General features: G+C 54.2%; 23 protein-coding genes. 15 read left to right on the top strand and 8 right to left on the bottom strand.

What is annotated here, in order from left to right; all coding sequences use genetic code 11:
* Nucleotides 1–157 precede the first annotated feature (157 nt).
* The 10 genes from JF44_RS0105790 to JF44_RS0105745 all read left to right on the top strand — a co-directional run bounded on the left by JF44_RS0105790 (nucleotide 158) and on the right by JF44_RS0105745 (nucleotide 13,709).
* Nucleotides 158–1,147 (top strand): CorA family divalent cation transporter, encoded by a 990-nt coding sequence (locus tag JF44_RS0105790; RefSeq protein WP_033068023.1) that lies wholly within the window; start codon nucleotides 158–160, stop codon nucleotides 1,145–1,147.
* A gap of 143 nt (nucleotides 1,148–1,290) precedes the next feature.
* Complete coding sequence (gene zapE / locus JF44_RS0105785) at nucleotides 1,291–2,418, top strand: cell division protein ZapE (RefSeq protein WP_033068022.1); 1,128 nt, start codon at nucleotides 1,291–1,293, stop codon at nucleotides 2,416–2,418.
* Between the two features lie 598 nt (nucleotides 2,419–3,016).
* Complete coding sequence (gene mdh / locus JF44_RS0105780; RefSeq protein ID WP_033068021.1) at nucleotides 3,017–3,967, top strand: malate dehydrogenase; 951 nt, start codon at nucleotides 3,017–3,019, stop codon at nucleotides 3,965–3,967.
* 142 nt (nucleotides 3,968–4,109) lie between these two features.
* A complete protein-coding gene (gene sucC, locus JF44_RS0105775; protein ID WP_272945636.1) occupies nucleotides 4,110–5,339 on the top strand; it encodes an ADP-forming succinate--CoA ligase subunit beta in 1,230 nt (409 codons plus the stop codon).
* Nucleotides 5,340–5,341: 2 nt separating this feature from the next.
* The gene (gene sucD, locus JF44_RS0105770; RefSeq protein ID WP_033068019.1) at nucleotides 5,342–6,217 is read left to right on the top strand and encodes a succinate--CoA ligase subunit alpha; all 876 of its coding nucleotides are present in this window, start codon (nucleotides 5,342–5,344) and stop codon (nucleotides 6,215–6,217) included.
* A 70-nt stretch (nucleotides 6,218–6,287) separates the two neighbouring features.
* Nucleotides 6,288–9,197, top strand: coding sequence for a 2-oxoglutarate dehydrogenase E1 component (locus tag JF44_RS0105765; RefSeq protein ID WP_033068018.1), 2,910 nt, complete (start codon nucleotides 6,288–6,290; stop codon nucleotides 9,195–9,197).
* A 106-nt stretch (nucleotides 9,198–9,303) separates the two neighbouring features.
* The gene (gene odhB, locus JF44_RS0105760; RefSeq protein ID WP_033068017.1) at nucleotides 9,304–10,578 is read left to right on the top strand and encodes a 2-oxoglutarate dehydrogenase complex dihydrolipoyllysine-residue succinyltransferase; all 1,275 of its coding nucleotides are present in this window, start codon (nucleotides 9,304–9,306) and stop codon (nucleotides 10,576–10,578) included.
* Nucleotides 10,579–10,602: 24 nt separating this feature from the next.
* Nucleotides 10,603–12,009, top strand: a complete 1,407-nt coding sequence (gene lpdA, locus JF44_RS0105755; RefSeq protein ID WP_033068016.1) for a dihydrolipoyl dehydrogenase — start codon at nucleotides 10,603–10,605, stop codon at nucleotides 12,007–12,009.
* Between the two features lie 266 nt (nucleotides 12,010–12,275).
* The gene (locus tag JF44_RS0105750; protein ID WP_033068015.1) at nucleotides 12,276–12,722 is read left to right on the top strand and encodes a methylglyoxal synthase; all 447 of its coding nucleotides are present in this window, start codon (nucleotides 12,276–12,278) and stop codon (nucleotides 12,720–12,722) included.
* A gap of 60 nt (nucleotides 12,723–12,782) precedes the next feature.
* Nucleotides 12,783–13,709, top strand: coding sequence for an AEC family transporter (locus JF44_RS0105745; protein WP_033068014.1), 927 nt, complete (start codon nucleotides 12,783–12,785; stop codon nucleotides 13,707–13,709).
* Here JF44_RS0105745 and JF44_RS0105740 read toward each other — a convergent pair.
* Nucleotides 13,656–14,459, bottom strand: coding sequence for an RluA family pseudouridine synthase (locus JF44_RS0105740; protein WP_081944346.1), 804 nt, complete (start codon nucleotides 14,457–14,459; stop codon nucleotides 13,656–13,658). The two genes, JF44_RS0105745 and JF44_RS0105740, sit on opposite strands and share 54 nt — an antisense overlap.
* 133 nt (nucleotides 14,460–14,592) lie before the next feature.
* On the opposite strand from JF44_RS0105740, the gene JF44_RS0105735 reads away from it, so the two are divergent.
* The 3 genes from JF44_RS0105735 to JF44_RS0105725 are packed head-to-tail and all read left to right on the top strand — an operon-like array spanning nucleotide 14,593 to nucleotide 16,606.
* A complete protein-coding gene (locus JF44_RS0105735; protein ID WP_238318382.1) occupies nucleotides 14,593–15,396 on the top strand; it encodes a DUF6134 family protein in 804 nt (267 codons plus the stop codon).
* Nucleotides 15,393–16,160 carry an SDR family NAD(P)-dependent oxidoreductase gene (locus JF44_RS0105730; protein WP_033068013.1) on the top strand — a complete coding sequence of 256 codons (768 nt, stop codon included), beginning with the start codon at nucleotides 15,393–15,395 and terminating at the stop codon, nucleotides 16,158–16,160. The genes JF44_RS0105735 and JF44_RS0105730 overlap by 4 nt, the downstream gene beginning before the upstream one ends.
* Nucleotides 16,157–16,606 carry a nuclear transport factor 2 family protein gene (locus JF44_RS0105725; protein WP_033068012.1) on the top strand — a complete coding sequence of 150 codons (450 nt, stop codon included), beginning with the start codon at nucleotides 16,157–16,159 and terminating at the stop codon, nucleotides 16,604–16,606. Before JF44_RS0105730 ends, JF44_RS0105725 begins: the two co-directional genes overlap by 4 nt.
* A gap of 13 nt (nucleotides 16,607–16,619) precedes the next feature.
* Here the strand turns inward: JF44_RS0105725 and JF44_RS0105720 are convergent, their stop codons facing one another.
* Genes JF44_RS0105720 through JF44_RS0105700 form a run of 5 tightly spaced genes read right to left on the bottom strand, consistent with a single transcriptional unit; the run spans nucleotide 16,620 to nucleotide 21,970 of the window.
* Entirely contained in the window at nucleotides 16,620–17,162 is a 543-nt protein-coding gene (locus JF44_RS0105720; protein ID WP_081944345.1) for a DUF3833 domain-containing protein, read from the bottom strand.
* A 30-nt stretch (nucleotides 17,163–17,192) separates the two neighbouring features.
* Nucleotides 17,193–18,527: an MFS transporter gene (locus JF44_RS0105715; RefSeq protein WP_033068010.1), complete on the bottom strand. Its 1,335-nt coding sequence runs from the start codon at nucleotides 18,525–18,527 to the stop codon at nucleotides 17,193–17,195.
* Complete coding sequence (locus tag JF44_RS0105710) at nucleotides 18,514–19,791, bottom strand: SAM-dependent methyltransferase (RefSeq protein WP_033068009.1); 1,278 nt, start codon at nucleotides 19,789–19,791, stop codon at nucleotides 18,514–18,516. The genes JF44_RS0105715 and JF44_RS0105710 overlap by 14 nt, the downstream gene beginning before the upstream one ends.
* Nucleotides 19,792–19,796: 5 nt before the next feature.
* Nucleotides 19,797–20,630, bottom strand: coding sequence for a DUF1365 domain-containing protein (locus tag JF44_RS0105705; RefSeq protein WP_033068008.1), 834 nt, complete (start codon nucleotides 20,628–20,630; stop codon nucleotides 19,797–19,799).
* Nucleotides 20,627–21,970: an NAD(P)/FAD-dependent oxidoreductase gene (locus JF44_RS0105700; protein WP_033068007.1), complete on the bottom strand. Its 1,344-nt coding sequence runs from the start codon at nucleotides 21,968–21,970 to the stop codon at nucleotides 20,627–20,629. Before JF44_RS0105700 ends, JF44_RS0105705 begins: the two co-directional genes overlap by 4 nt.
* Nucleotides 21,971–22,183: 213 nt before the next feature.
* Between JF44_RS0105700 and JF44_RS0105695 the strand changes: the two genes are divergently transcribed.
* Complete coding sequence (locus JF44_RS0105695; RefSeq protein WP_033068006.1) at nucleotides 22,184–22,774, top strand: sigma-70 family RNA polymerase sigma factor; 591 nt, start codon at nucleotides 22,184–22,186, stop codon at nucleotides 22,772–22,774.
* A complete protein-coding gene (locus JF44_RS0105690) occupies nucleotides 22,771–23,475 on the top strand; it encodes a ChrR family anti-sigma-E factor (RefSeq protein ID WP_033068005.1) in 705 nt (234 codons plus the stop codon). The genes JF44_RS0105695 and JF44_RS0105690 overlap by 4 nt, the downstream gene beginning before the upstream one ends.
* A 57-nt stretch (nucleotides 23,476–23,532) precedes the next feature.
* On the opposite strand, the gene JF44_RS0105685 is transcribed toward JF44_RS0105690, so the two are convergent.
* Together JF44_RS0105685 and JF44_RS20130 are read right to left on the bottom strand one after the other, a co-directional pair.
* A complete protein-coding gene (locus JF44_RS0105685; protein WP_033068004.1) occupies nucleotides 23,533–24,420 on the bottom strand; it encodes a 23S rRNA (adenine(2030)-N(6))-methyltransferase RlmJ in 888 nt (295 codons plus the stop codon).
* A gap of 6 nt (nucleotides 24,421–24,426) precedes the next feature.
* Nucleotides 24,427–25,302, bottom strand: coding sequence for an rRNA large subunit pseudouridine synthase E (locus JF44_RS20130; RefSeq protein WP_238318381.1), 876 nt, complete (start codon nucleotides 25,300–25,302; stop codon nucleotides 24,427–24,429).
* Between the last annotated feature and the right edge of the window lie 56 nt (nucleotides 25,303–25,358).

Genomic DNA, 25,358 nt, shown 5'->3' with positions numbered 1-25,358 from the left:
GAGTGCTTTTCGCGTTTTGTAAACAGGTTGGCGCTTATGATTGCGCTCTTTAGCGACCCTACACCGAAGACTGTAACGAATCACCATGCGTTTCGTTCCCTTGTTTTGATGGCCGCGTTTGCGAAGTTCGTAAACATGGTCGATCAAGGAGCCCCCGATGAGCAACACCGCACTGATCAATGCATTTGAAATTACCCCGGATGGCACGGCACAGATCGTTGACTGGGAAACCCTGCAGGCAGGCTTGCCCCCGATTGGCGAAGGCAATTATCTTTGGGTGCATCTGGACTGGATGGGGGATGGTATTCGCGACTGGCTGATCAATATCGCGGGTGTTGATCCGACCATTTCCGATAGCCTGTCGACACGCGGAACACGGCCGGCGGTTTTCTTTTACGATCCTGGATATTCCTTGAACCTGCGCGGGGTGAACCTGAATGCGGAAAATGATCCCGCAGACATGATTTCAGTGCGGTTCTGGGTGACGGCAAATATGGTCATCACACTGCGCAACCAGCCACTTAAGGCATTTGACGATATCCGAAACGCCATCGCCGAAAACAAGGCCCCCAACAGCATAGACGACTTTGTATTGACTGTGGCCGAACGTCTGGCTTTTCGGGTTGAACATGTCGTGCGCGGGATTGAAGAAAACGTCGAAACCATCGAAGACGATCAGGAAACCGTGGCAGAGGGCAAAACACGGCTTTTGCGCAAACAGGGGTCCGATATCCGCAATCAGTTGTCGCGCCTGCGCCGTCATATGTCCCCGCAACGCGATGCGCTTGCGAACTACCTTGAACAAAAACCCGCATGGTCGGACAAACGTTTTAAACGCCGGGCACGGGCGTTGACCGACAAAACCATCCGCCTGGTCGAAGAATTTGACTCGCTGCGTGAACGTATTCAGATCGTCAACGAGAACCTGATGGCGATAGAAAGCGAGCAGATGAACCGCACCATGTATTGGCTGACCGTGATTGCCGGGTTGTTCCTGCCGATCAGTTTTGTCACTGGTCTTCTGGGCATCAATGTTGGCGGCATTCCGGCAGCAGACAGCCCATTTGGCTTTATCGGGGTTGCCGTCATCTTGGCGGCGATCACCGCATTTGAAGTCTGGCTATTCAAGAAAATGCGCCTGATCTGATAAAGGTCAGGACTTCGATGACCGGCCGGGTTTGCATCATTTACGCGGCTGCGATGCACAGCGCATTGTTGCGTTGCAATGCTTCTTGGCGCTATGACAAACCCCGTTGAGACATTTTCTTTCACTGCAATCGAGATCTGTTGATGACCGACGGGCCCCTTTCACGTTATCGCGCGAAAATCACCTCTGGCGAGCTGTCTCACGATCCGATGCAGGAACTGTGCGCGGAAAAACTCCAAAGCCTGAAACATGCACTTGATCATTACGAGCCTGCCACAGGCACGGGGGGATGGCGCGAACGGTTTGGCCTGACGCGCCGCCGCGAAGAACCCACCCCGCCGTCGGGACTTTATATTTATGGCGATGTCGGACGTGGCAAATCCATGTTGATGGATTTGTTCTATGAAACCATCAGCATTGAAAAAAAGCGCCGTGTTCATTTTCATGACTTCATGCAGGATGTCCATGAACGCATGCATCGCTATCGTCAGACCAAGAAAAAAGACGATGCCGACCCAATTCCGCCAATTGCCAAGGATCTGGCAGAAGACGCATGGCTTTTGTGTTTTGATGAAATGCAGGTCACCGACATCACCGATGCGATGATTTTGGGCCGCCTTTTCGAACAGCTTTTTGATCATGGGGTTGTGATTGTCACCACCTCCAATCGCGTACCCGATGATCTTTACAAGGACGGCCTGCAGCGCCAGAACTTCCTGCCCTTTATTGATATGATCAAGCAGAAGCTTGATGTACTCGAACTGGCTAGCCCAACCGATTACAGGATGCGTAATCTGACCGCAGCGGACGTGTTTTTCTATCCGGTTACCCAGACCAAGGCCCAACCGCGCATCGATGAAATGTTTGCCACCCTGACCGAAGGCGCGCGCGTCTCTCCCGACAGTCTGACAATCAAGGGGCGTGAAATCGCCATTTCGGCAGCAGGTGCCGGTGTCGCAAAGTTCAGCTTTGAAGAACTCTGCACCCGCCCGCTTGGTCCGGGGGATTACATAGCACTTGCGACCCACTTCCATACCATCGTCATCGACTTTATCCCCAAACTGCCGGACTCACGGCGCGACTGGGCCAAACGGTTCGGCACCCTTGTCGATGCGATGTACGAACATAAAACCAAACTGATCTGTGCCATCGAATGCGATCCCGCCGAAATTTACACCGACGGGGATTACGCCTTCGAATTTCAGCGCACGGTATCGCGCATGACGGAAATGTGCAGTCAGGAATACCTCGACATGGCCCACCTGACCTGATCAATGGTCCGATTGGTTCTGGAAATCAGGGAAGGAAACCCTGATTTCTGTGATCTGGTGCGCTTCAAAAACGACTCCGCCCATCAGAGTTTAGAACAACTGCAACAATTCGCCATATGGGCGTGCGCTGCCGGGTATTTGTTGCGTGAGCCATGTCACAAACGCATCTTCACGCAAAAATCGTGTTAATTAGCGTTTTTTCGAGTACGTACAGACCGCATGGCTGATGGCAGTTTGATGCAATGCTATCATCCCGCAATCACGGTGCTGCGCCCGAATTCGCAGCAAACGCGCAGACTGCCTTTCCTTTAAGCAGGCCGCAATCGTAAACCAGCTTTGGTTTTGCTGCACATTTGCCTGCCTTCGCAATTGCAACATGAATGGTTTTTGAGCGTTTAGACCATAGTTGCAACAAACCGCGAACCGGCGGTTTTCCTCGTAAAAACAGTGGGGTTTCCCCTTGTCATTCGTGCCGATTCAGTTTACGACACTCGATGTTTACGAACGATTATTTCGCGTTCGCAGGTTTAAATTTTCAATCGCGCTCCCAAGTTGAGTTTCGACCCCCAGGAAGCGCAATAGGGAAGAAGGTAACGGAATGGCCCGCAACAAGATCGCGCTCGTCGGCGCCGGCAACATTGGTGGCACGCTTGCTCACCTCGTCGGACTGAAAGAGCTTGGCGACGTCGTCCTTTTCGACATCGTTGATGGCATGCCACAGGGCAAGTCGCTTGACATTGCTGAATCCTCCCCCGTCGACATGTTTGATGCCGACCTCAAGGGTACCAGTGACTATAAAGACATCGCAGGCGCTGACGTCGTCATCGTCACCGCAGGTGTAGCTCGCAAACCGGGCATGAGCCGCGATGATCTGATTGGTATTAACACCAAAGTCATGACCCAGGTTGGTCAGGGCATCAAGGAACACGCACCTGACGCGTTCGTCATCGTCATTACCAACCCGCTTGATGCGATGGTTTGGGTAATGCAGCAGGCAACCGGCTTCGATCCGAAGAAAGTTGTCGGCATGGCAGGCGTTCTGGACTCTGCGCGTTTCCGTTACTTCCTCGCAGAAGAATTCAACGTTTCGGTCAAAGACGTTACCGCCTTTGTTCTGGGCGGCCACGGCGACACCATGGTGCCGTCGATCCGTTATTCGACCGTTGCAGGTATCCCGGTTCCGGACCTGATCAAAATGGGTTGGACCACGCAGGAAAAAATCGACCAGATCGTTCAGCGCACCCGTGACGGTGGCGCAGAGATCGTCGGCCTGCTGAAAAACGGTTCTGCTTTCTATGCCCCGGCTGCTTCGGCAATCGCGATGGCAGAAAGCTATCTTAAAGACCAAAAGCGCGTCATGCCGGTTGCAGCTCACCTGAGCGGCGAATACGGCGTTGACGGACTTTATGTTGGTGTCCCGGTTGTTCTGGGCGCTGGCGGTGTAGAACGCATCGTCGAGATCAATCTCGATGAGTCCGAAAAGGCAAACTTCGATAATTCCGTGAACGCAGTTCGCGGCCTTGTTGAAGCTGCAAAGGGCATGCTCTAAAGAACGCGAAACGGGCTGGTCATTGACCGGCCCGTTTTTCAATCATTGAGGTTATTCGAACGTCAATGATCGCGGGCCTCTTAAACAAAGTCCCTCCCGCTCGTTAAGGGACATTGAAATCCAGATTTCTGACCCACAGGAAATCGTACGGAAGGCAAGAAAGCGACCGAACATGAATATTCATGAGTACCAGGCGAAAGAAATTCTTCGCAAATACGGTGTGACCGTGCCGAACGGCAAGGTTGCATATACCGCTCAGGAAGCCATCGAAGCTGCCCAGTCCCAGGCTGGTCCGGTTTACGTGGTAAAATCCCAGATCCATGCTGGTGGCCGCGGCAAGGGCACCTTCAAAGAAGCCAAAGCTGGTGACAAAGGCGGCGTTCGCGTCGTCAAGAGCCCGGAAGAAGTTGGCGAAAACGCGCAGCAGATGCTCGGCTCTACCCTGGTTACCCACCAGACCGGCCCGGATGGCAAAGAAGTCAAACGCGTTTACATCGAAGAAGGCTGCGACATCGCACGCGAACTGTATCTTTCGGTTCTCGTCGACCGCGCGACTTCACGCGTGATCTTCATGGCGTCGACCGAAGGCGGTATGGATATTGAAGAAGTTGCAGAAGCAACCCCGGAAAAGATCGTCACCATCGACATCGATCCGGCAGCGGGCTTCTCGGGCTTCCATGGCCGTAAACTGGCATTCGCACTTGGTCTCGAAGGCAAGCAGGTTTCCAAAGCAGTCAAATTCATGACCGCGATGTACCAGTGCTTCCTTGATACCGATGCAGCAATGGTTGAAATCAACCCGCTGGTCGTGACCGGCGACGGCGACATCATCGCCCTTGATTGCAAAATGAACTTCGACGACAACGCGCTGTTCCGCCATGCGGACATCGAAGAGCTGCGCGACGAAGACGAAGAAAATCCGGCTGAACTTGAAGCTGCAAAACACAGCCTCAACTACATCAAGCTTGATGGCACCATCGGCTGCATGGTCAACGGCGCAGGCCTTGCCATGGCGACCATGGACATCATCAAGCTCTATGGTGGCGAACCGGCAAACTTCCTTGACGTTGGTGGCGGCGCAACCAAAGAACGCGTGACCACGGCCTTCAAGCTGATCCTGTCTGATCCGAATGTCGAAGGCATCCTGGTCAACATCTTTGGCGGTATCATGCGTTGTGACGTGATTGCAGACGGCGTTGTGGCAGCAGCCCGCGAAGTCAGCCTGAACGTCCCGCTGGTCGTTCGCCTTGAAGGTACCAATGTCGAACTTGGCAAGAAGATCCTCGAAGAATCGGGTCTGCCGATTGTTTCGGCTGACAACCTTGCCGATGCCGCCGAGAAGGTGGTCAAAGCTGTGAAGGAGGCCGCGTAACTATGGCTGTTCTCGTCGATAAAAACACCAAAGTTATCTGCCAGGGTTTCACTGGTTCGCAGGGTACTTTCCACAGCGAACAGGCACTGGCATACGGCACCAAAATGGTTGGCGGTGTAACCCCGGGTAAAGGCGGCACCAAGCACCTTGACCTCCCGGTTTTCAACACGGTTGACGAAGCGGTTCACGTAACCGGGGCCAATGCCTCGGTCATTTATGTTCCGCCGCCCTTCGCAGCAGATGCAATCCTTGAAGCCATCGACGCCAAAGTCGAACTGGCTGTTTGCATCACCGAAGGCATTCCGGTTGCTGACATGGTCCGTGTGAAGCGCGCGCTCGAAGGTTCTTCGACCCGCCTGATCGGTCCGAACTGCCCGGGTGTTATCACCCCGGATGAATGCAAAATCGGCATCATGCCGGGTCACATTCACCGCCGCGGTAAAATCGGTATCGTTTCGCGCTCCGGTACGCTCACCTACGAAGCAGTTGCACAGACCACGGCCGCAGGGCTGGGTCAGTCGACCTGTATCGGTATTGGTGGTGACCCGGTCAACGGCACCAACTTCATCGACTGCCTCGACCTGTTCCTGAAGGATCCGGAAACCGAAGGCATCATCATGATCGGTGAAATCGGTGGTTCGGCTGAAGAAGAAGCATGTGAATTCCTGCAGGCTTCCTCGGTCAAGAAACCGGTCGCTGGCTTCATCGCCGGTGTAACCGCACCTCCGGGTAAACGCATGGGCCATGCCGGTGCGATCATCTCCGGCGGCAAAGGCACTGCGGATGCGAAAATGGACGCAATGCGCAGCGCTGGCGTTCTTGTTGCCGATTCCCCGGCAAGCCTCGGCTCGACCATGCTGAAGGCTTTGAAGGGCTAATCCAGGTAGTCAGAGGAAAGGCAAGGGGGGGCGTGGTCCTTCTTGGGGACCATGCCTTCCAAGACCACAAATGAAACCTCAAGATCTCGACACGATTCTAAACGAGTCGAACGCAACCTACATCGCTGAACTTTACGCCCGGTATCTGGAAAGCCCGTCTGCGGTTGACCAGAGCTGGGCTGAGTTTTTTGACGGGTTGCAGGACGACGCCTCCGATCTTCTCGCAGAAATGCGTGGACCCAGCTGGCAGCCACGGGAAACCAAGGTTGTCGGCGGTATGGAGGGATACGACGTCTCACAGGGGCATGCCGAACGTCCAGCCCAGGCGGGCTACGCACCGGCACCTCATGCAGCACCCTCGGCTGGCCCGGTTAATTCTGATGCCATTCGTGCTGCGGCCAATGATTCCATTCGCGCCCTGATGCTGATCCGGTCCTACCGGGTCCGTGGCCATCTCGAAGCGCATCTGGATCCGCTGGGTCTGACCCCGCGTGAACCGCATCCGGAACTTGATCCCAAGACCTATGGCTTTACCGAAGCCGATCTGGACCGTCCGATTTTCATCGCCCATGTTCTGGGTCTTGAAACCGCGACCATCCGCCAGATCGTTTCGCTGGCACGCAGAACCTATTGCGGGTCGATCGGTATCGAATTCATGCACATCCAGGAACCTGAACAGAAGTCCTGGATTCAGCAGCGGATCGAAAGCATCGGCAACCAGACGCAGTTCACTGCACGCGGCAAGGAAGCCATCCTTGAGCGCCTGGTCGAAGCCGAAGGCTTTGAAAACTATCTGCACACCAAATATGTTGGCACCAAGCGTTTCGGCGTTGACGGTGGCGAAGCCCTGATCCCGGCAATGGAACAGATCCTTAAACGCGGCAGCCAGCTTGGCATCCGCGAGGTTGTATTCGGCATGCCGCACCGTGGTCGTCTGAACGTTCTTGCCAACGTCATGAGCAAGCCGTTCCGTGCGATTTTCTCGGAATTCATGGGCAACCCGTCCAAGCCGGACGACGTGATGGGCTCGGGTGATGTTAAATATCACCTTGGTACATCTGCCGACCGCGAGTTTGACGGCAATGTCGTTCACCTTTCGCTGACGGCAAACCCGTCGCACCTTGAAGCGGTGAACACTGTTGTCCTTGGCAAGGTCCGCGCCAAGCAAGCCCAGCGCAAAGACACCGCACGCGAGCAGGTTATGGGTATCCTTCTGCATGGTGATGCGGCCTTTGCCGGTCAGGGTCTTGTGGCGGAAACCTTCGATCTGTCTCACCTCAAAGGCTATCGTACCGGTGGTACGATCCACTTTGTGGTCAACAACCAGATCGGTTTCACGACCAAACCAACCGATTCCCGTTCGTCGCCCTATTGCTCGGACATTGCCAAAGTCGTTCAGGCACCGATCCTGCACGTCAATGGTGACGACCCCGAAGCTGTGGTCCATGCGGCCCGCATCGCGACCGAATTCCGTCAGGAATTCAAACAGGACGTTGTCATCGACATGTTCTGCTATCGCCGCTTTGGCCATAACGAAAGCGACGAACCGGCATTCACCCAGCCCAAGATGTATGACGTGATCGGCAAACACCCGACCACCAAAGACATCTATGCACAGAAGCTGATCAAGGAAGGTCTTCTGACCGAAGAACGCATCAAGGAACTGGACAAGTCGTTCCAGGATTATCTTGATGAAGAATTCAAGGCGTCAGAAAACTACCGTCCGAACAAGGCTGACTGGCTTGAAGGCAAATGGTCGGGTCTTGCATCCTCGCACAGCGACGATGCGGACTGGATCGGTGAGACCGGTGTTGACAACGACCTGTTGCAGGAAGTTGGCCGGGCGCTTTCGACCCCGCCAAGTGATTATGACATCAACCGCAAGATCCTTCGTCAGTTGAAGGGCAAAGCCAAGATGTTTGAAACCGGCGAGGGCATTGATTGGGCAACGGGCGAAGCCCTGGCATTCGGCACCCTGATGTGCGAAGGCACGCCAGTGCGTCTGTCGGGTCAGGATTGCCAGCGTGGCACCTTCTCGCAGCGTCATGCCAAACTGATCGATCAGACCAACGAGGCAAAATACACCCCGCTTAACAACATCCGTACCGGCCAGGCCGAGCTTGAAGTACTCAACTCGCCTCTGTCCGAAGCAGGTGTTCTTGGCTTTGAATATGGCATCACCCTTGCAGAACCGCATTCGCTGGTTCTCTGGGAAGCCCAGTTCGGTGATTTTGCCAACGGTGCACAGGTCATCATTGACCAGTTCATCAGCTCGGGCGAAGCCAAGTGGCTGCGTATGTCGGGTCTGGTGATGCTTCTGCCGCACGGTTACGAAGGCCAGGGTCCGGAACATAGTTCGGCACGTCTGGAACGTTACCTGCAGCTTTGTGGTGAAAACAACATGCAGGTGGCGAACTGTACGACACCGGCAAACTATTACCACATCCTGCGCCGTCAGATCCGTCGCTCCTTCCGTAAACCGCTGATCCTGATGACGCCGAAATCGCTTCTGCGTCACAAGCAGGCTGTATCGTCCCTGTCCGAATTCGGTCCGGGCACGAAGTTCCAGACTGTGATCAGTGAAACCGGCAAGCTGGTTGACGACAAGAAGGTCAAACGCGTCGTTCTGTCGTCGGGCAAGGTCTATTACGATCTGCTTGCCGAACGTGAAAACCGTGGCATCGAAGATGTTGCGCTTGTCCGTGTCGAACAGCTTTATCCGTGGCCGGAAAAGGAACTTGCTACGGAATTGGCCAAATACCCGAATGCTGATGTGGTCTGGTGTCAGGAAGAATCCGAAAACATGGGTTCCTGGTACTTTGTTGACCGCCGGATCGAAGCCACCCTGGCAAGCATCAAGCACAAGACGGCACGTCCTGTTTACGTTGGTCGCGCAGCATCTGCGTCGCCGGCAACGGGTCTTCTGAAGGCCCACCTGCGTGAGCAGGCCGAACTGGTCGATAAGGCACTAAGCGTCTAGTAACCTTACCGGACGGGCGAGAAATCGCCCGTCCGATACGTTCATTAAGAATTCATTCGTATCCTGGCAGACCCACACTGCCTGATTAAAAACGGTCGAGGAAAAAATGGCGACTGAAGTTAAAGTTCCCGCGTTGGGCGAATCTGTATCTGAAGCCACCGTGGCAAAATGGTACAAAAAAGTTGGTGAAGCTGTTGCAGCCGATGAACCGATTGTCGAACTTGAAACCGACAAGGTTACCGTTGAAGTCAACGCACCTGTTGCTGGCGCGATTGCCGAACTGGTTGTTGCAGAAGGCGACGAAGTTGAAGTTGGCGCGCTGATCGCACAGATCGACGAAGGTGCTGAAGGCGCTGCTGCTTCTGATGAACCGGCCAAGGAAGAAGCCCCGGCCGAGAAAAAAGAAGAAGCTCCGGCCAAAAAAGAAGAGCCGAAAGCAGCCCCTGCAGCCGCACCGGCAGCAGCAACTACGTCAAACTCCGACCACCCGCTGGCACCGGCCGTTCGCAAACTGGTCGAGGACAAGAACCTTGATCCGTCAAAAATCCCGGCAACGGGCAAAGACGGCCGCCTGACCAAAGGCGACGTTCTGAACTTCCTCGAAGGTGGCGGATCTGCTTCGCGCGTTGCTGCCCCGGCACCAAGCGCACCGGCGGCACCGAAACCCGAACGCGAACTGCGTGACGGCGAAGAGCGTGTCAAAATGTCCAAGCTGCGCCAAACCATCGCGCGCCGCCTGAAAGAAGCCCAGAACACTGCGGCCATGCTGACCACTTATAACGAAGTGGACATGACCAACCTTCTGGCTTGCCGTAACAAATACAAAGAAGGTTTCGAGAAGAAACACGGTGTGAAGCTTGGCTTCATGTCCTTCTTCATCAAAGCCTGCACCACGGCACTCAAAGAATGGCCGGCGGTGAATGCCGAGATCGACGGCACCAGCTTCATCTATAAGAACTACTGCGATATCGGCGTTGCTGTCGGCACGCCGCAGGGTCTGGTTGTTCCGGTTATCCGTTCGGCAGAAGAAAAAACCTTCTCCGAACTGGAAAGCACCATTGTTGATTTCGGCAAGCGTGCACGTGACGGTAAACTCGGCATGGATGAAATGACCGGCGGTTCCTTCACCATCTCGAACGGTGGTGTCTTTGGATCGCTTCTGTCATCGCCGATCCTGAATGCACCGCAGTCCGGTATTCTTGGTATGCATAAAACCCAGATGCGCCCGGTCGCAATCGACGGCAAAGTCGAAATTCGTCCAATGATGTATCTGGCATTGTCCTATGACCACCGTATCATTGACGGCCGCGAAGCCGTTTCCTTCCTGGTACGCGTCAAGGAATGCATCGAGAACCCGGAACGCATTCTGCTCGACATCTGATCAGACAAAAGGATCACAGAACTCATGAGTGAGAACTACGACGTTGTCGTGATCGGTGGCGGTCCTGGCGGTTATGTTTGCGCCATCCGCGCCGCACAGCTTGGTCTTAAGGTTGCCTGCGTTGAAAAACGCGGCACACTTGGCGGTACCTGCCTTAATGTAGGTTGCATCCCGTCCAAGGCCCTGCTGCATTCATCCCACCTGTTCGAAGAAGCAACCGAGCATTTCGATACCCACGGCATCGAAGTCTCCAAGCCGAAGGTCAACATCGAAAAGATGATGGCCCGTAAGGACAAGGTCGTTGACAGCAATGTCAAAGGGATCGAATTCCTGTTCAAGAAGAACAAGATTACCTATGTCAAAGGTGCTGGCGAGATCACCTCGCCGACCGAAGTCAAGGTTGCCCTTCTTGAGGGTGGCGAAGAAGCCCTGACTGCCAAGAACATCGTCATTGCGACGGGTTCGGAAGTCACCCCGCTGCCAGGTGTCGAGATTGACGAGAAAAAAATTGTCTCCTCGACCGGCGCATTGGAACTTTCCAAAGTGCCCAAGAAGATGGTTGTCATTGGTGCGGGCGTGATCGGTCTGGAACTTGGTTCCGTCTGGCGTCGTCTTGGTGCCGAAGTCACCGTTGTTGAATTCCTTGACCGCATTCTGCCGGGCATGGATGGCGATCTGGTCAAACAGACCCAGCGCATCTTTACCAAGCAGGGCCTTGAATTCAAACTCGGTCACAAGGTTACCGGGGCCAAAACCACCAAGTCTGGCGTGACCCTGACTGTTGAGCCGTCCAAAGGCGGCGATGCAGAGGAACTCAAGGCTGACGTGGTTCTGGTGGCCATCGGCCGTCGTCCGTACATCGATGGCCTTGGCCTGGATGGTGTCGGCGTTGAGCTTGACGACCGTGGTCGTGTCAAAACCGACGAATACTTCCAGACCAATGTTGGCGGCATCTTTGCGATTGGTGATGCGATTGCCGGTCCGATGCTGGCCCACAAGGCCGAGGAAGACGGGGTTGCCCTGGCAGAAATGATCGCAGGCGAAGAAGGCCATGTCGATTACGGCAAGGTCCCGGGTGTTGTTTACACCTGGCCGGAAGTTGCATCGGTTGGCAAAACCGAAGAACAGCTTAAGGAAGAAGGCGCAGACTACAAAGTCGGCAAATTCCCCTTCACTGCCAATGGCCGTGCCAAGGCAATGGAAAGCACCGAGGGCTTTGTTAAAATCATTGAAGACAAGAAAACGCACCGTGTCGTCGGCGCGCATATTGTCGGCCCGGCTGCAGGCGATCTGATTGCCGAAGTGGTTCTGGCGATGGAATACGGCGCTTCTGCCGAAGACATCGCGCGCACCTGCCACGCCCACCCGGCCCTTGGCGAATCCGTCAAGGAAGCCGCACTGGACGCAGACAAACGCGCAATCCACATGTAATGCATCAGGCATCTGTCTGAACGACAAACGGCCGTCCCATTGGGACGGCCGTTTTGGTTTGTGCGCCCCTTACCCCTGCCCAGAGCGTTTGCCGTTTAGCAGGGTAAAAGAATGATTCAGACAAAAGGCTTCAACCTAAACCAAATACGCCCTAAGCCATTCAGCTATCTTTGTTTTCCATATTTGTCTGACTTTTGGGGCGTGACGGATGGTCGCATTCGGGATTAGTATGACCAATCCTCTTTACTGGTCCGGAGATTGAAAAAATGGTGCTTTCAGTTGGTGTTGTCGCCCATGACCGTCGCAAACGCGAAATGGCTGACTGGTTGGCCAAGCACACGGGTGCTTTTGCCAAGATGCGCATCTTTGCCACCGGCACCACCGGAAGGGTGTTGCAGGAACGTTTTCCCGAGTTTGATATTCATCCGCTTAAAAGCGGGCCATTTGGCGGCGATCAGCAGCTTGGATCGATGATTGCCCATCGTGAACTGCAAGCCATGTTCTTTTTCACCGATCCGATGACCCCGCACCCCCACGATGTCGATGTGCGCGCCCTGATCCGGCTTGCCAACCTTTATGAAGTGCCGATTGCCTGCAATCAAAGCACCGCAGACCTTCTGATCAGCAATCCAAAGTTCGAGGAAATCTGCGAACAATACCGCGATCATTCCCCCGAACAGGTCTTTGCCGATTACAGCAACCGCACGGTATAAGCGCCTGTTATCTGAACGCCCCACCATACCAGCTGCCCCCGTCGGAGCGCCCCACCCGCCATGCAACTTACCTATGAACTGATCGCTGCGATCTTTCCGATTTTTGCTGCCATCTTGGTTGGCGCAGCATTGAAACGTTTTCTGATCACAAGCGCGGACATCTGGGCCGGGATTGACCGGCTGACCTATTATCTGTTGTTGCCATCGCTTCTGATCGTCGAGATTTATCGTGCCGATTTTTCAAGTGGCAACGCCGGAACCGCGGTCAGTGTAACCTTGGCTGCGACCTTGGGGCTGTCGGGTGTCTTGCTGCTGCTGCGCAGGGTGATCACGCGTAACACACCGCTTTTTACATCCATCTTTCAAGGCGCGGTTCGCTATAACAGTTATGTTCTGCTTGCGGTTGCCGATGCTTTTTATGGCAGCAAGGGTTTGGCGTTGGCCATCGTGTTTATCGCGGTGATGGTGATTGTCACCAATATGCTGGGTGTTGTGGTCTTAAGCGCGTTTAGCGGCGGGAAAAGCAACTTCAGGCGCATCGTCGCAGGCCTGATCAAAAACCCGATCATTCTGGCGGCCGGGGCCGGTGCGATCCTGAATGTGAGCAACATTCATGTTCCGCTGCCAATTGAAAATACGGTTGCCCTTTTCAAGACAGCAGCCTTGCCACTGAGCCTTTTGTCCGTAGGGGCGGGTTTGAAATTTGTCATCGACAAACAGGCACTGGGCGGTATCGCGCTTTCAACCACCATCAAGCTTGCCATCCTGCCGGTGATTACGGGCATCTGCCTGCATCTGGCAGGGGTAGAGGGCATGACATTGGCAATGGGAGTTCTGTACGCCGGAATGCCGTGCGCGGGGAATGCCTATATTCTTGCGCGCCAGTTAAATGGCGACCCCGAGGCAATGGCATCCATCATCACGCTGGAAACGTTACTGTCGGCCTTCAGTATCGCTGTCATCGCCGGTGTACTGAGCATCAATTGACGTCGCATGGGCGGCATAATCGCCGTTATAGCCACAAGCCGACAGGCCCGGACGCATCAGTTCTGGCGGCGGTGCATCGACAATGACCGGATCACGGTCGGCATGGAAGGGAATGATGATTTGGCGTGACAGCAGCATCAAGGTCGGCGGCGCACCAAAGATCGGCGGTTCATCGCCCCGGCCATAGAACGGGTCACCCACCACCGGATGTCCGACATGATCAAGATGCACACGTAGCTGATGCGTGCGCCCGGTATGGGGGATCAGTTCAAGCCATGAGATATCTTTGTCATCGGCGTCTTTGCCACGCCCCAGGACCTTGTATTCGGTTTTGGATGGCTGACCGTCTTCATGGACCAGCATGGTCCAGCCGCTTTCATCATTGATCTTGCCAATCGGCGCATCGATGAAGCCATGGTCATCGGCCATCGCCCCGCGCACCACCGCCCAATAGGTCTTGCCGATCTTCTTTTCGGTAAACAGACGGGTGATCTTTTTTGATGATTTCGGATGACGACACAGCAACAGACAGCCTGCCGTATCCCGATCCAGACGATGGGCTAGGGTTGGTTCCGGCTGAATGCCGAATTTCAAATCCGGCAGATAAGCATCGACATGGAAATAGGTTTTCGGCCCGCCATGTGAAGCCAGTCCCGGTGGCTTGTTGAGCACGATGACGTTTGAGTCGCGGTGCAATACATGCGCAATGAGGTCTTCGGCAATCGGGTGAAGCATGGCGTGGCCTTTCATATCTGCCCCTGCTTTACCCCATCGCGCCCTGCCCGGCAATGATGATGACGTTTGATCTGCTATTGCCCGCCATACGTAACAAGAAAGAACAATCACTTGTTCAACTTGTTTAATCACGCATGCGGTGACGATCATGAAAACGCAATTGGTATTCCCGATCCGATACCTGCTTGGAACTTTGGCATTTGCCGGCGTCATTGCCCTGTCGTCGGCTGCGGCTGCCATACCGCAGACGACAGGCATGGCTGTGCAAAACGCCCTTGTGGATCAGACCAAACTGACAAATGCGTTCGAGGCACCTGATGCCTGTGCCGGGTTTGATCCGGTCAAACGGTACGGTAATGAGCTTCGTTTTCAGATCCGGCGCAATGATGCACCGGTGGGCAGTCACATTGTGCAGTTCAATCGCGGGCGTGACGGGCTTCAGGTTATTGCCCAAAGCAATATCAACATCAGTTTTCTGGGTTTTAACGCGTACAGCTTTTACTATCGCTCCGAAAGCCTGTGGCAGGGCAATCAGCTCGCCGCGATGTCGGTTGTGGTCGATGATGATGGCGACGAAACGAAGGTCAGCGCCAAACGCGATCAGGGACAGCTTATTGTCAGTGGCCCGGATGGCGATCAGACCCTGCCGCCTGGTATTTTCCCGACCGATCACTGGCATTGTGGCGTTTTGGGCAGCCGTGCGGTTTTAAACACCATCACCGGCAAACCAAATATGGTCAGCATTACCGCATCGGACAGTGAAATGCTGCGCACCTCAACCGGAACGCTGCGCGCAACCCAGTTCACCTATGACGGCGAGCTTGAAACCAATGCATGGTATGATTCCGATGGCCGGTGGGTTGGCCTTCAATTCAAGGCACGGGACGGATCAACCATCACATATCGCTGCATGAATTGTGCGACAGATACCGCACACAAGGACCCAGAATGAAAAAGAAATTCCAGACCATCTGGATCGTCGGAGCATCTTCGGGAATCGGTGCAGCCCTTGCGCAAAAATTCCATGACACCCCGACGTCTCCGGATCAAAAAATCATCATTTCGGCGCGAAATGCCGATAAACTTCGCGATATTTCGGCCCAAAACCCCAATATGACGCCGATTGCCGTCGATGTTACCGATCCAAATTCCGTTAAGTCCGCATTCAGTACGGTCGAAAGCCAATTTGGCCTGCCTGACCTGGTGGTTTTGGCCGCCGGAATGTATTCGCCGATGAAACTAACTGCATTTTCCGCCGAAACCATCCGCAGTCACGTGGATACCAATTATATGGGGATCGTGAACTGTCTGGAGCCATTGTTATCAAAGATGCGAGCTGAAAGATCGGGCGAGATTGCCGTTGTTGCATCCGTCGCAGGCTATCGCGGTTTGCCCAATGCATCCGCCTATGGCCCAACCAAGGCGGCACTGATCAATTTGTGTGAATCGCTTCATACCGAACTGACCGGCAGCGGCGTTTTACTGCGCGTGATTAATCCGGGATTCGTTAAAACCCGTTTGACCGATAAGAACGATTTTGCGATGCCCTATTTGCTGACGCCGGAACAGGCTGCTGACTACCTGTATCGTGGACTTTGTGGCAACAACGATTTTGAAATTGCCTTCCCACCACCTTTCGTGCGGCAATTGAAGCTGACGCGTATTTTGCCATATCCGCTTTTCTTTAAACTGATGCGTAAACTGGTCCGAGCATGAACGAAGTCATCGACAGACAACGCCACCTACTGGGCGTCTATGCTGCGTATTATGAAAGCCTGTCGCCAGAAACAGTCGACCAGCTTGCTGATCTTGTGACAGATGATTTTGTGTTTTGCGACCCCTTTACCACCGTAAAGGGCCCCAAACAGGTCAGCTCCTATCTGGCAAAAGCCTTTACCGATGCGGAAAACCCGAGTTTCGTCGTCACACATCGGGCAGTTGATGGGGATATGGGATTTTTGCGTTGGCATTTTAGCGCCAAGGTTCCGGTGATTGGCCAGTGGGACTTTACCGGCATGTCGGAAGTTACCTTTAATGACGATGGCACTTTGCTGAGGTCACATACTGATCATTGGGATTCCGGGCAAAAGTTTTATGCCAAAATCCCCGTGCTGCGCTGGATCATTCAGCGGCTTGCGCGACGTGTTGGGTCCCAGGGCTAGAAGTCATGCCATTTCAGTCATTGGCATGACTTCTAGCCCTGGTGAAGAACAGTGTGACTTCGCCAATCTCAAAGCCCCATTTCTTAACCCGCGCCCGATTGACCAGAACCCCGTCAGGCTGCAGGAACATCCAGTCATCAAAACCGACACGCCATGCGCCATCTCCGACCTTAAGATCCATGTCATATGACCAGTTCAGCGCATTGCCGTATTGAATGCCTTCAGCTGTACCAATGATGTCATCGGCACGGCCTTCGTAGATGTGATCGCTTATCCGCGTGATGGTCCAAACCCGGCGATCGGTTTCACCGTCATCGTAGATGAAGTCTTCTTCCAACGTCAGCACACCGTCTGACACGGTCCCGGTTATATCAACCGTGAACTGGCGTCGCAGTGTACCAAACCGATCTTCGAAAATTCCCCAGGCCCGGCTGTTACCTTCGAAGTAATCAAACACATCGAAGCGGGGTTGCTTTTGCGCAAAATCCTGCGGTTTCATCGACCCACATCCGGTTAAAAGCACCAATAGACACAGCACCATTGTCTTACGCAGCATCGATTTTCTCCTGTCCCGAAGTCCCCAAGATCAAACGGTGCGGCGTGAAAGGCGCCGACGAATGGCAACCTGATGGGTACTGTCTAGTGGAAAGCGCCACATCATCCCGATTGCTCCTGCTTTTAGTACGACGGGGATAACGGCATAGATCAAAACCAGCACCACCAAGGCACCGGTTTTTTCAACCCCCGCGTCGGTCAGGCCAAAGGCGCCAAGAATTGGCAAGGCAATCCCGGCTGCCAGCGCCATGGCAAGCTTGTTGGTCATGTTCCAAAGGGCAAATAAAAGCGCGGTGCGCCGCGCACCAAAACGGTAGCGATCCCAATCATCAACATCGGCCTGAATGGCCGGTGGCAATGCAAGGTCGGCTCCCAATGCGGCACCGGTCACAAGACAAATAACGGCAAATCCGGCCATATCCCCGGCACCAAGGACCGGCACAAAACCAAAGGCGACAATCGCCATTATCATGGCCGCACACCAGGCCCGATGTTTGCCAATGCGCCCTGCCATGATCACCCACAGCGGAATGGCAATAATTGCTGCGGCGAAATACAAAAGGATCAGGATATTTTCGCTGTCCTGATCCAGCTTGAGGTAATAACGCACAAACAATGGGAAACAGACGGCCGGCAATCCTGCTGCCAGCCCGTTGATCATCCATGCGCCCAACAAACGCATGAACAATCGATTGTCACGCAAACTACGAAAACCAAGGCGAATGGTGACAGTCAAATTACCCATTGGCGCTGTCTTGATGCGTTTTTGCTGCGCAACCGGGTCGGGCACCTGCCACAGCAAAAGGGCAACAAAAACGGCACCCAAAGTCAGCGTCACGGTGGCAAGTGTTCTGATTTCTTCTGCCCGGTCAGCCGCATTGATCAAAACCGGAACTGCACCTGCAAGAACAATCCCGATCAAGCCTGCTGCTTCGCGCATGGCGGTCAGTGATGTGCGCTTCCTGTAATCACCGGAAAGATCAGCCCCCCATGCCAGATAGGGAACCTGAAACAGGGTCCAACCCAAAAACAACACGCTGGCCCACACAAGCAGGTAAATCGCATCTGGCTGGGGCGGCGGGGTAAACAAGTGCCAAAGCCCAAACCCGGCAATAACCGCACCAAATCCCACCCAGATTTTGCGCATACCGGAACGGTCTGACAGCCAACCGACGATAGGGTCGGTCAGCATGTCGATCATACGCACCAATAACAAGACCGCACCTGTAACCGTCAGGCCAAGCCCAAGATCATCACCATAATAACTTGGCAACAAAACATAGGCCGGGATCGTCGGCACGGCAGCAGCCATCGCCGGAAGCGCATAGAAAATGGACGTTTGGGGTGCGGACTCAGATGGTCGCATTTTGCGGATGTTCGATCACGAACAGACCGACATCGATCGATCCCCGGTCAAACCCGGTTTCGCAATAAGCCAGATAATATTCCCACATGCGTTTGAACCGCAGATCAAACCCCTGCTTGGCGACCCCGTCCCAGCCATGCTGGAAGCGACGTTGCCACTCGGCCAAAGTCCGGGCATAGGATTTGCCAAAGAACTCAGACTCTTTGAGGGAAAGTCCGGCTTTTGCAACTGCCGCCGAGAGGGCGGTTGGCGATGGCAACATCCCGCCCGGGAAGATATAGCGCTGAATGAAATCCGCACCCTTGCGATAGGTTTCAAACCGATCATCGTCAATGGTGATGATTTGCAGCACAGCTTTGCCACCCGGCTTCAGGCGCTTGCGGATCATTTCAAAATAGGTTGGCCAATGTTCTTCACCGACGGCTTCGAACATTTCGATTGAAACGATCTTGTCATAGCGGCCTTCTTCGTGCCGGTAGTCGCGCAACACGATATCAGTGCGATCATTCAAGCCCTGCATCAACAGGCGTTGACGTGCAAAGGCATGCTGTTCTCTTGACAATGTAAGTCCGGTAACATTGCCACGATATTTGCCTGCGGCAAGTTCGGCAAAGCCGCCCCATCCACATCCGACTTCAAGGATATCTTCACCCGGCTTTAGGTCGGCCAATTGACATATGCGTTCGTATTTCGCGGTTTGAGCTGCTTCGAGCGACATATCGGCGTCAACATAATAACCCGACGAGTAGGTCATGCTGGGATCAAGCCAGGACCGGTAAAATTCATTCCCGAGGTCATAATGATAGGAGATATTGCGCTTTGACCCTTCAAGCGAGTTGCTGTTGCGCAAATGGCCAATCCGCGCAACTGTGCGGGCAAGAAAGCCGCCAGCAAGGCGCGCGCGCACGATCGTTTCATTGAGCATCGCAAACTGCATCAAATGCGTCAGATCCGGGCTGCTCCAGCTGCCATCGATATAAGCCTCGGCAAAGGCGACATCACCACCGGTCGCAAGTTTGCGGATCGCCTGCCAGTCATGGATGTGAATGGCCGCGCGCAGATCGGTTTCGCGTTCGCCGGTAAAATGGAAAGTATCATTGTCAGGCAACACAATCGTCAAACGCCCGTAATGCAAATGCGCCAGAACCCGTTTGAGCATGGCTTTCAAAAGACTTCTACTGCCGGTCATGCTGCCAAGCATCGGCAACAGACGGTCGCGCAGAGGAACTGCAAATCCGGAAGCATCACGATTGCGGTTTGACATTTTTCTTATCTCTTTCCTGCTTGGGCCGCTGCAGTCCCTGTTTCCAGCACATAGGTGACCGCATTTTGGGGCGGTGCCGGGCGTTTGTGGAACGTCATTCCCTTGCGCCAAAGATGAAGCGCTTCCCAGTGGATTCCAGCGACAACCTTCAAGGTCATCAGCGGGTAACGAATGAACGCTCCTAATAGTTTACGGTCGGAAAGTTCGGTTCGATCACCGACAAAGGCCGCATTCAGGAAAACCCCATTGGCATCGGTTTCCCGAATGGTGACGGCAACATTTTCGCCCGGAATGCGAATACGGAAATGATAATCCGCTACCATGTCGATAAAGGGTGAAACATAAAGCCCCTTGGCACAGGATTGGCGCAGAACGTTCTTGTGATCAAGCCCGTCCTCACCGACCGGGATCAGATAACTATGACGATCACCAAAGGTGTTGGAGACTTCATATAGCACCGCCCCGACCGAGCCATCCGCCCGGTGGCAGAAGTAAACCGAAAGCGGATTAAACACGAAACCAAGCAAGCGCGGATAGCACAGCAATCGAATTTTGTGCGCACAATCACGCAGGTCATGTTCGGCCAGAATACCTTCAAGCCGGGTGCGCAGATCACCCGTTTGACCATCGGCATGATCACGGTCGTGGAAGGAAAACAGGTTAAAGCGATTGCGGCTAAACAGCCTGAATTTCGCGGCAAGATCATCGATTTCATCAAGATCAAGCAGGAAGGAAAACACACGGTAACGCAGCTTGTGCTGTTTTGGGCGCAGTCGGTGATGGGTTACCACCCCTTCGTAAAGCGCAGAAGTGCGTTTGGCCGAATGTGTGTTTCTCATGCGGCCTCACTGGATTGCAAAGCTGCCGTATCGCCAAGATGGATACGGCCGCTTTCATTTTCGACATTCCAAGGACGCCGCACACCACCAATTGCCTCGGCCACGGCAAGGCCCGATTGAATGCCATCCTCATGGAAGCCATACCCAAAGTAACTGCCGCAATACCAAATATTATCAACACCCTGAATAGACCAAAGGTCCTTTTGCGCGGCCATTGCACCGCCATCAAACAACGGATGGTCATACAAAAAGGATCGGATCACACTACCATCTGCAGGATGGCGTGGCGGGTTCAGCGTGACAAACAAGGGCTGATTGTCGTCAAGGTGCTGTAGGCGGTTCATCCAATAGGTGACACAGACCTTCTTCTCGCCGTCGTGTTCCTCGGCCAGATAGTTCCAGCTTGACCATACCTTTTGGTTTTTCGGCATCAGGCTGGCGTCATTGTGCAAGATGGCAAGGTTGCGCTCGTACTTAAATGCCGAAAGCAATTCTGTGACCTTGGGCATCGGGTTTTCCTGCAGGGCAAGTGCCTGATCCCCATGGCAGGCCAGAACTACATGGTCATATTCCTCGCGCTTGCCATATCGGTCTTCGACATAGGCACGCCCCGATGTGGTTTTTCCGACTTTGGCAATCGCACGGTCAAGCACAACGCCGCCCGAGATTCCCGCAGTCATGCGTTTAACATACTCGCGCGACCCACCGACAACCGTGCGCCATTGCGGCCGGTCCTTGATCTGCAACAGGCCGTGGTTCTGACAGAACCGCACAAATGCGGCCAAGGGGTAAGCCAACATGGTATCAACAGGCGTTGACCAGATTGCTGCCCCCATCGGCAGCAAATGATCATTGATAAAGGATTGGGAATAACGTTTGTCGCGCAGATAGTCACCAAGACTGATGTGTTGGGCAGTACCGTCCTCAAGTGCTGCCGGGGCTTCGCGATAGAAGCGCAAAATATCGCGGACCATTTTCAAAAAACGCGGACGAACGATATTGCGTTTCTGGGCAAAAAGCGATGCCAGATCGCTACCACCATATTCCAAACCACCTTCATCCATCGAGGCCGCAAAGGACATATCAGTCGGCGTTGTTTCCACGTTCAAATGATCAAACAACGCACATAAATTCGGGTAACAGCGGGTATTGTAAACGATGAAACCGGTATCAACCGGGGTTTGCCCGGCATCAACCGTATTGGAATGACCGCCGGGCCGATCATCCTTTTCATACAAGGTCACATTGTGGGGTTGGCTAAGCAGCCAGGCGGCTGACAGACCCGAAATACCGGAGCCGACGACAGCGATGTTGAGTTTACCCGAAGTGACTGAGTTCATATCGGTCCGCCCCGCTTGTAGTTAAAGTTTTCAATCTACATATTAGTACGGATCGCAAGATTGTACGGATCACAAGGATTTATTTGCCGCCCCTGATTGTAAGTATCTGGCGCAGAACGTACATTTTTATCTGATCCAAATGAATGCAGCCGCCGTAAGATTTGTATGATGAACACGATCTTGGCGCGGCCCCAGAGGGGACCTGAAACCAGAATGAGCGGCACCACAACACGACGCACCGGGCCAGCAGATCCGGTCGAAGCGAAAAAATGTGCCGACTGGATTGTTTCCATTGCCACGTCGCGCAATCGGGAAGCTTTTGCGCAATTGTTTGCGCATTTTGCACCGCGGGTGAAGGCGTACATGTTCCGGTTTGGCGGCAATTCAGAAACCGCCGAGGAACTGGCACAGGAAGCAATGATGCAGGTTTGGCGTAAAGCGCACCTGTTTGACCCTTCTAAGGCAGCAGCCAGCACGTGGATTTTCACAATCGCCAGGAACCTGCGAATTGACCGGTTCCGGCAACGTAAACATATCGAGGTTGATGATTCCGACCCGACTTTGATTATTGACGGAGATCCGCTGGCAGACGAAGTCGTCAACCGCGATCAGGAAGCCGTCCTTGTCAAAGCCGCGATGCAGGAATTGCCAGCCGATCAGAAGGTGGTCGTAGAATTGTCGTTTTTTGAAGATTGCTCACACAGTGAAATCGCAGAGCGTCTTGATATCCCGCTGGGGACGGTAAAATCCCGTCTGCGGCTTGCGCTGGGCAAGTTGCGCGGTGGACTGGAAGGTGTCGCATGAACATCAAACATCATCCAACTGATCAGACGTTGATCGATTATGCCAGTGGATCGCTAAGCCAGGCGATGGAGCTTTTGGTGGCAACGCACATGACTGTGTGCCCCCACTGCCGTGATAAAGTCACTGGCTTTGAAACCATGGGCGGTGCTGCGCTTGAAAGTACCAGCAGCATGGCGATGGCCGATCATTCCCTTGATCATGTCATGGCAATGCTTGAACGTGAAACGGCGAATGAAAACATCGCCACACAGAAAATGCCATCTCTTCGGCGTGTTGCGGTCGGCGAAAGCATTACCGGTAGTGCAATGTCTGCGCTGCCAAGGCCGCTTGCCGAATTGCTGCCTGATGATGTGACGTCACTTGAAGATATTCCGTGGAAATCGCTGTCACCGGGTGTGAAACATTTCCAGCTGAAATCGATCGAAAGCAAAGGCACGGTGCGCCTGATGAAGATCGCACCGGGTGTGTCTATCCCCGATCATGGGCATCATGGTCATGAAATGACCCTGCTGATCAAGGGATCCTATATCGACGAAATCGGTCGGTTCCGTGCCGGGGATGTCGCGGACCTTGATGATGATGTCGATCATCAACCAATTGCCGACACGGCAGAGGAATGCATCTGCCTGATCGCAACCGATGCACCGATGAAATTCAATCGCCTGCTACCAAAACTGCTGCAGCCGTTCTTTGGTATCTAGTTTCTGATGCGTCCCAACGTATTAAGCCCCGATGGCAGGTTGCCGTCGGGGCTTTTCTTATGCGGCTGCAACCAGCCAATGGATGCTGTGTTTTGCCGGGCCAGGCAATTTGCAGGTATTCGCCAACCAGGTCCCGATTTCATCAAGCTGTTGGTCAAACTGCCAGGGCGGGTTGATCACAAGCAATCCGGTGCCACGCATCCGGCCCTTTGCGCCCCCCTGATCGGCAGCAAGCTCCGCACACATGACCCCGCCGGTTGACTTGATTGCGGCAAAGCTGCTGCGCAACTCCGCATCAAAGCCATCTTCAAGGAGCGGATACCAGAGCATGAAAGTGCCAGTTGGCCATTTATCCCACGCCTGACGCACCGCGTTGGCAGCTTTTTGATAGTCCTGCTTTACGTCGTAGCTTGGATCCATCAGAACAAGTCCACGCCGAATGGCGGGCGGCATCATACCAACCAATCCTTCGTAGCCATCGCGTTTGTGCAAATGGGTACGCGGGTCACGTTTCACCCTGTGACGCAGGTTTTCATATTCGCGCGGGTGAAGCTCCATCAGGACCAGTTCATCGTCTTCACGCAACATTTCGCGCACGATAAACGGGGACCCGGGATAAAACGGACCGGTATATTCATCCATTTCGCGCACACCATAATCCCAACCGTGCGCGACCGGATCAAACGCCGCCACATGGTCAAGATACTGTTGCAGCATGTCGGGCGCGCCCAATGCGGCCTTCGCCAGACCATAGCCATCTTTCCACTCGCCGGTTTTGGCCGCTTGTTCACTGCCAAGGTCATACCACCCGGACCCGGCATGGGTATCAATCACACAGAACGGTTTTTTCTTTTTGCGCAGGTGCGCCAGGATCAGCCAAAGCGCCGCGTGTTTGTGCAGATCAGCAAAATTCCCGGCGTGAAAGCCGTGCAAGTAACTCAGCATCCGGGTTTATCCTTTGTTGGGGCGCGATCGCGTACGACCGCCTTTTGCCATTGCCGGTTTACCACGTCCAGCGCCTTGCGGTTTGTTGCGGCCCTGAGCATTCTTTTGTGACCGGCCCTTTGCAACAGGCTTGCCACCATCATTGTGGCTGGGCTCTTTGGCATTTTGTGCCTTGCTGCGCTGAAGGGCGGGTTTATAGCCACCCTTGCGTCGTGCGCTTTTTGGCTGGGCAGTGTCTGCTTGGCCGGAGGCCGCAGCGTCTGCAACCAGAAGCTCATCGCGGCTTGGTGGCCTGGAAGAACCCGCGGACAAACGCCGGTGTGTTGCCAGGGGTGCATCCACCTCGATCACCTTCCATTCGCCCGGTGCCAGACCGTCAAGGGTCCAGTCGCCAATGGCATGCCGGATCAGACGCAAGGTTGGAAAACCGACAGCGGCAGTCATACGCCTGACCTGACGATTTTTGCCTTCGGTAATGCTTAGTTCAATCCAGCTCGTCGGGATGGCCTTGCGATAGCGTACCGGGGGGTCACGCTCCCACAGATTGGCGGGCTCTTCGATCCGACGCACGCGGGCGGGTAACGTCATACCATCTTTAAGTTCGACACCATTGCGCAGGGCTTCAAGTGCTTGGTCAGTCGGTTCCCCATCGACCTGCACCAGATAGGTTTTGGCTTTCTTGTATTTCGGATGGGCGATCTGGGCATTCAGTGGCCCGTGATCGGTCAGCAATAAAAGCCCTTCGCTATCACGATCCAGCCTGCCGGCGGCATAAACACCGGGCAGATTGATATAATCCGCCAGCGTCGCCCGGCCGTTTTCACGGTCGGTGAACTGGGTCAGAACGCCGTAGGGCTTGTTAAACAGGATCAATTGCGCCATGGCGCGCATAAAACCAGCTTTGACGCGGCTGTCAACTTGTCACTGACAGGATTGGT

The organism is Thalassospira australica, assembly GCF_000763295.1.
GTDB classification, from domain to species: domain Bacteria; phylum Pseudomonadota; class Alphaproteobacteria; order Rhodospirillales; family Thalassospiraceae; genus Thalassospira; species Thalassospira australica.
The sequence above is the reverse complement of the archived record's forward strand: the minus strand, read 5'-3'. Positions and strand labels throughout refer to the sequence as shown.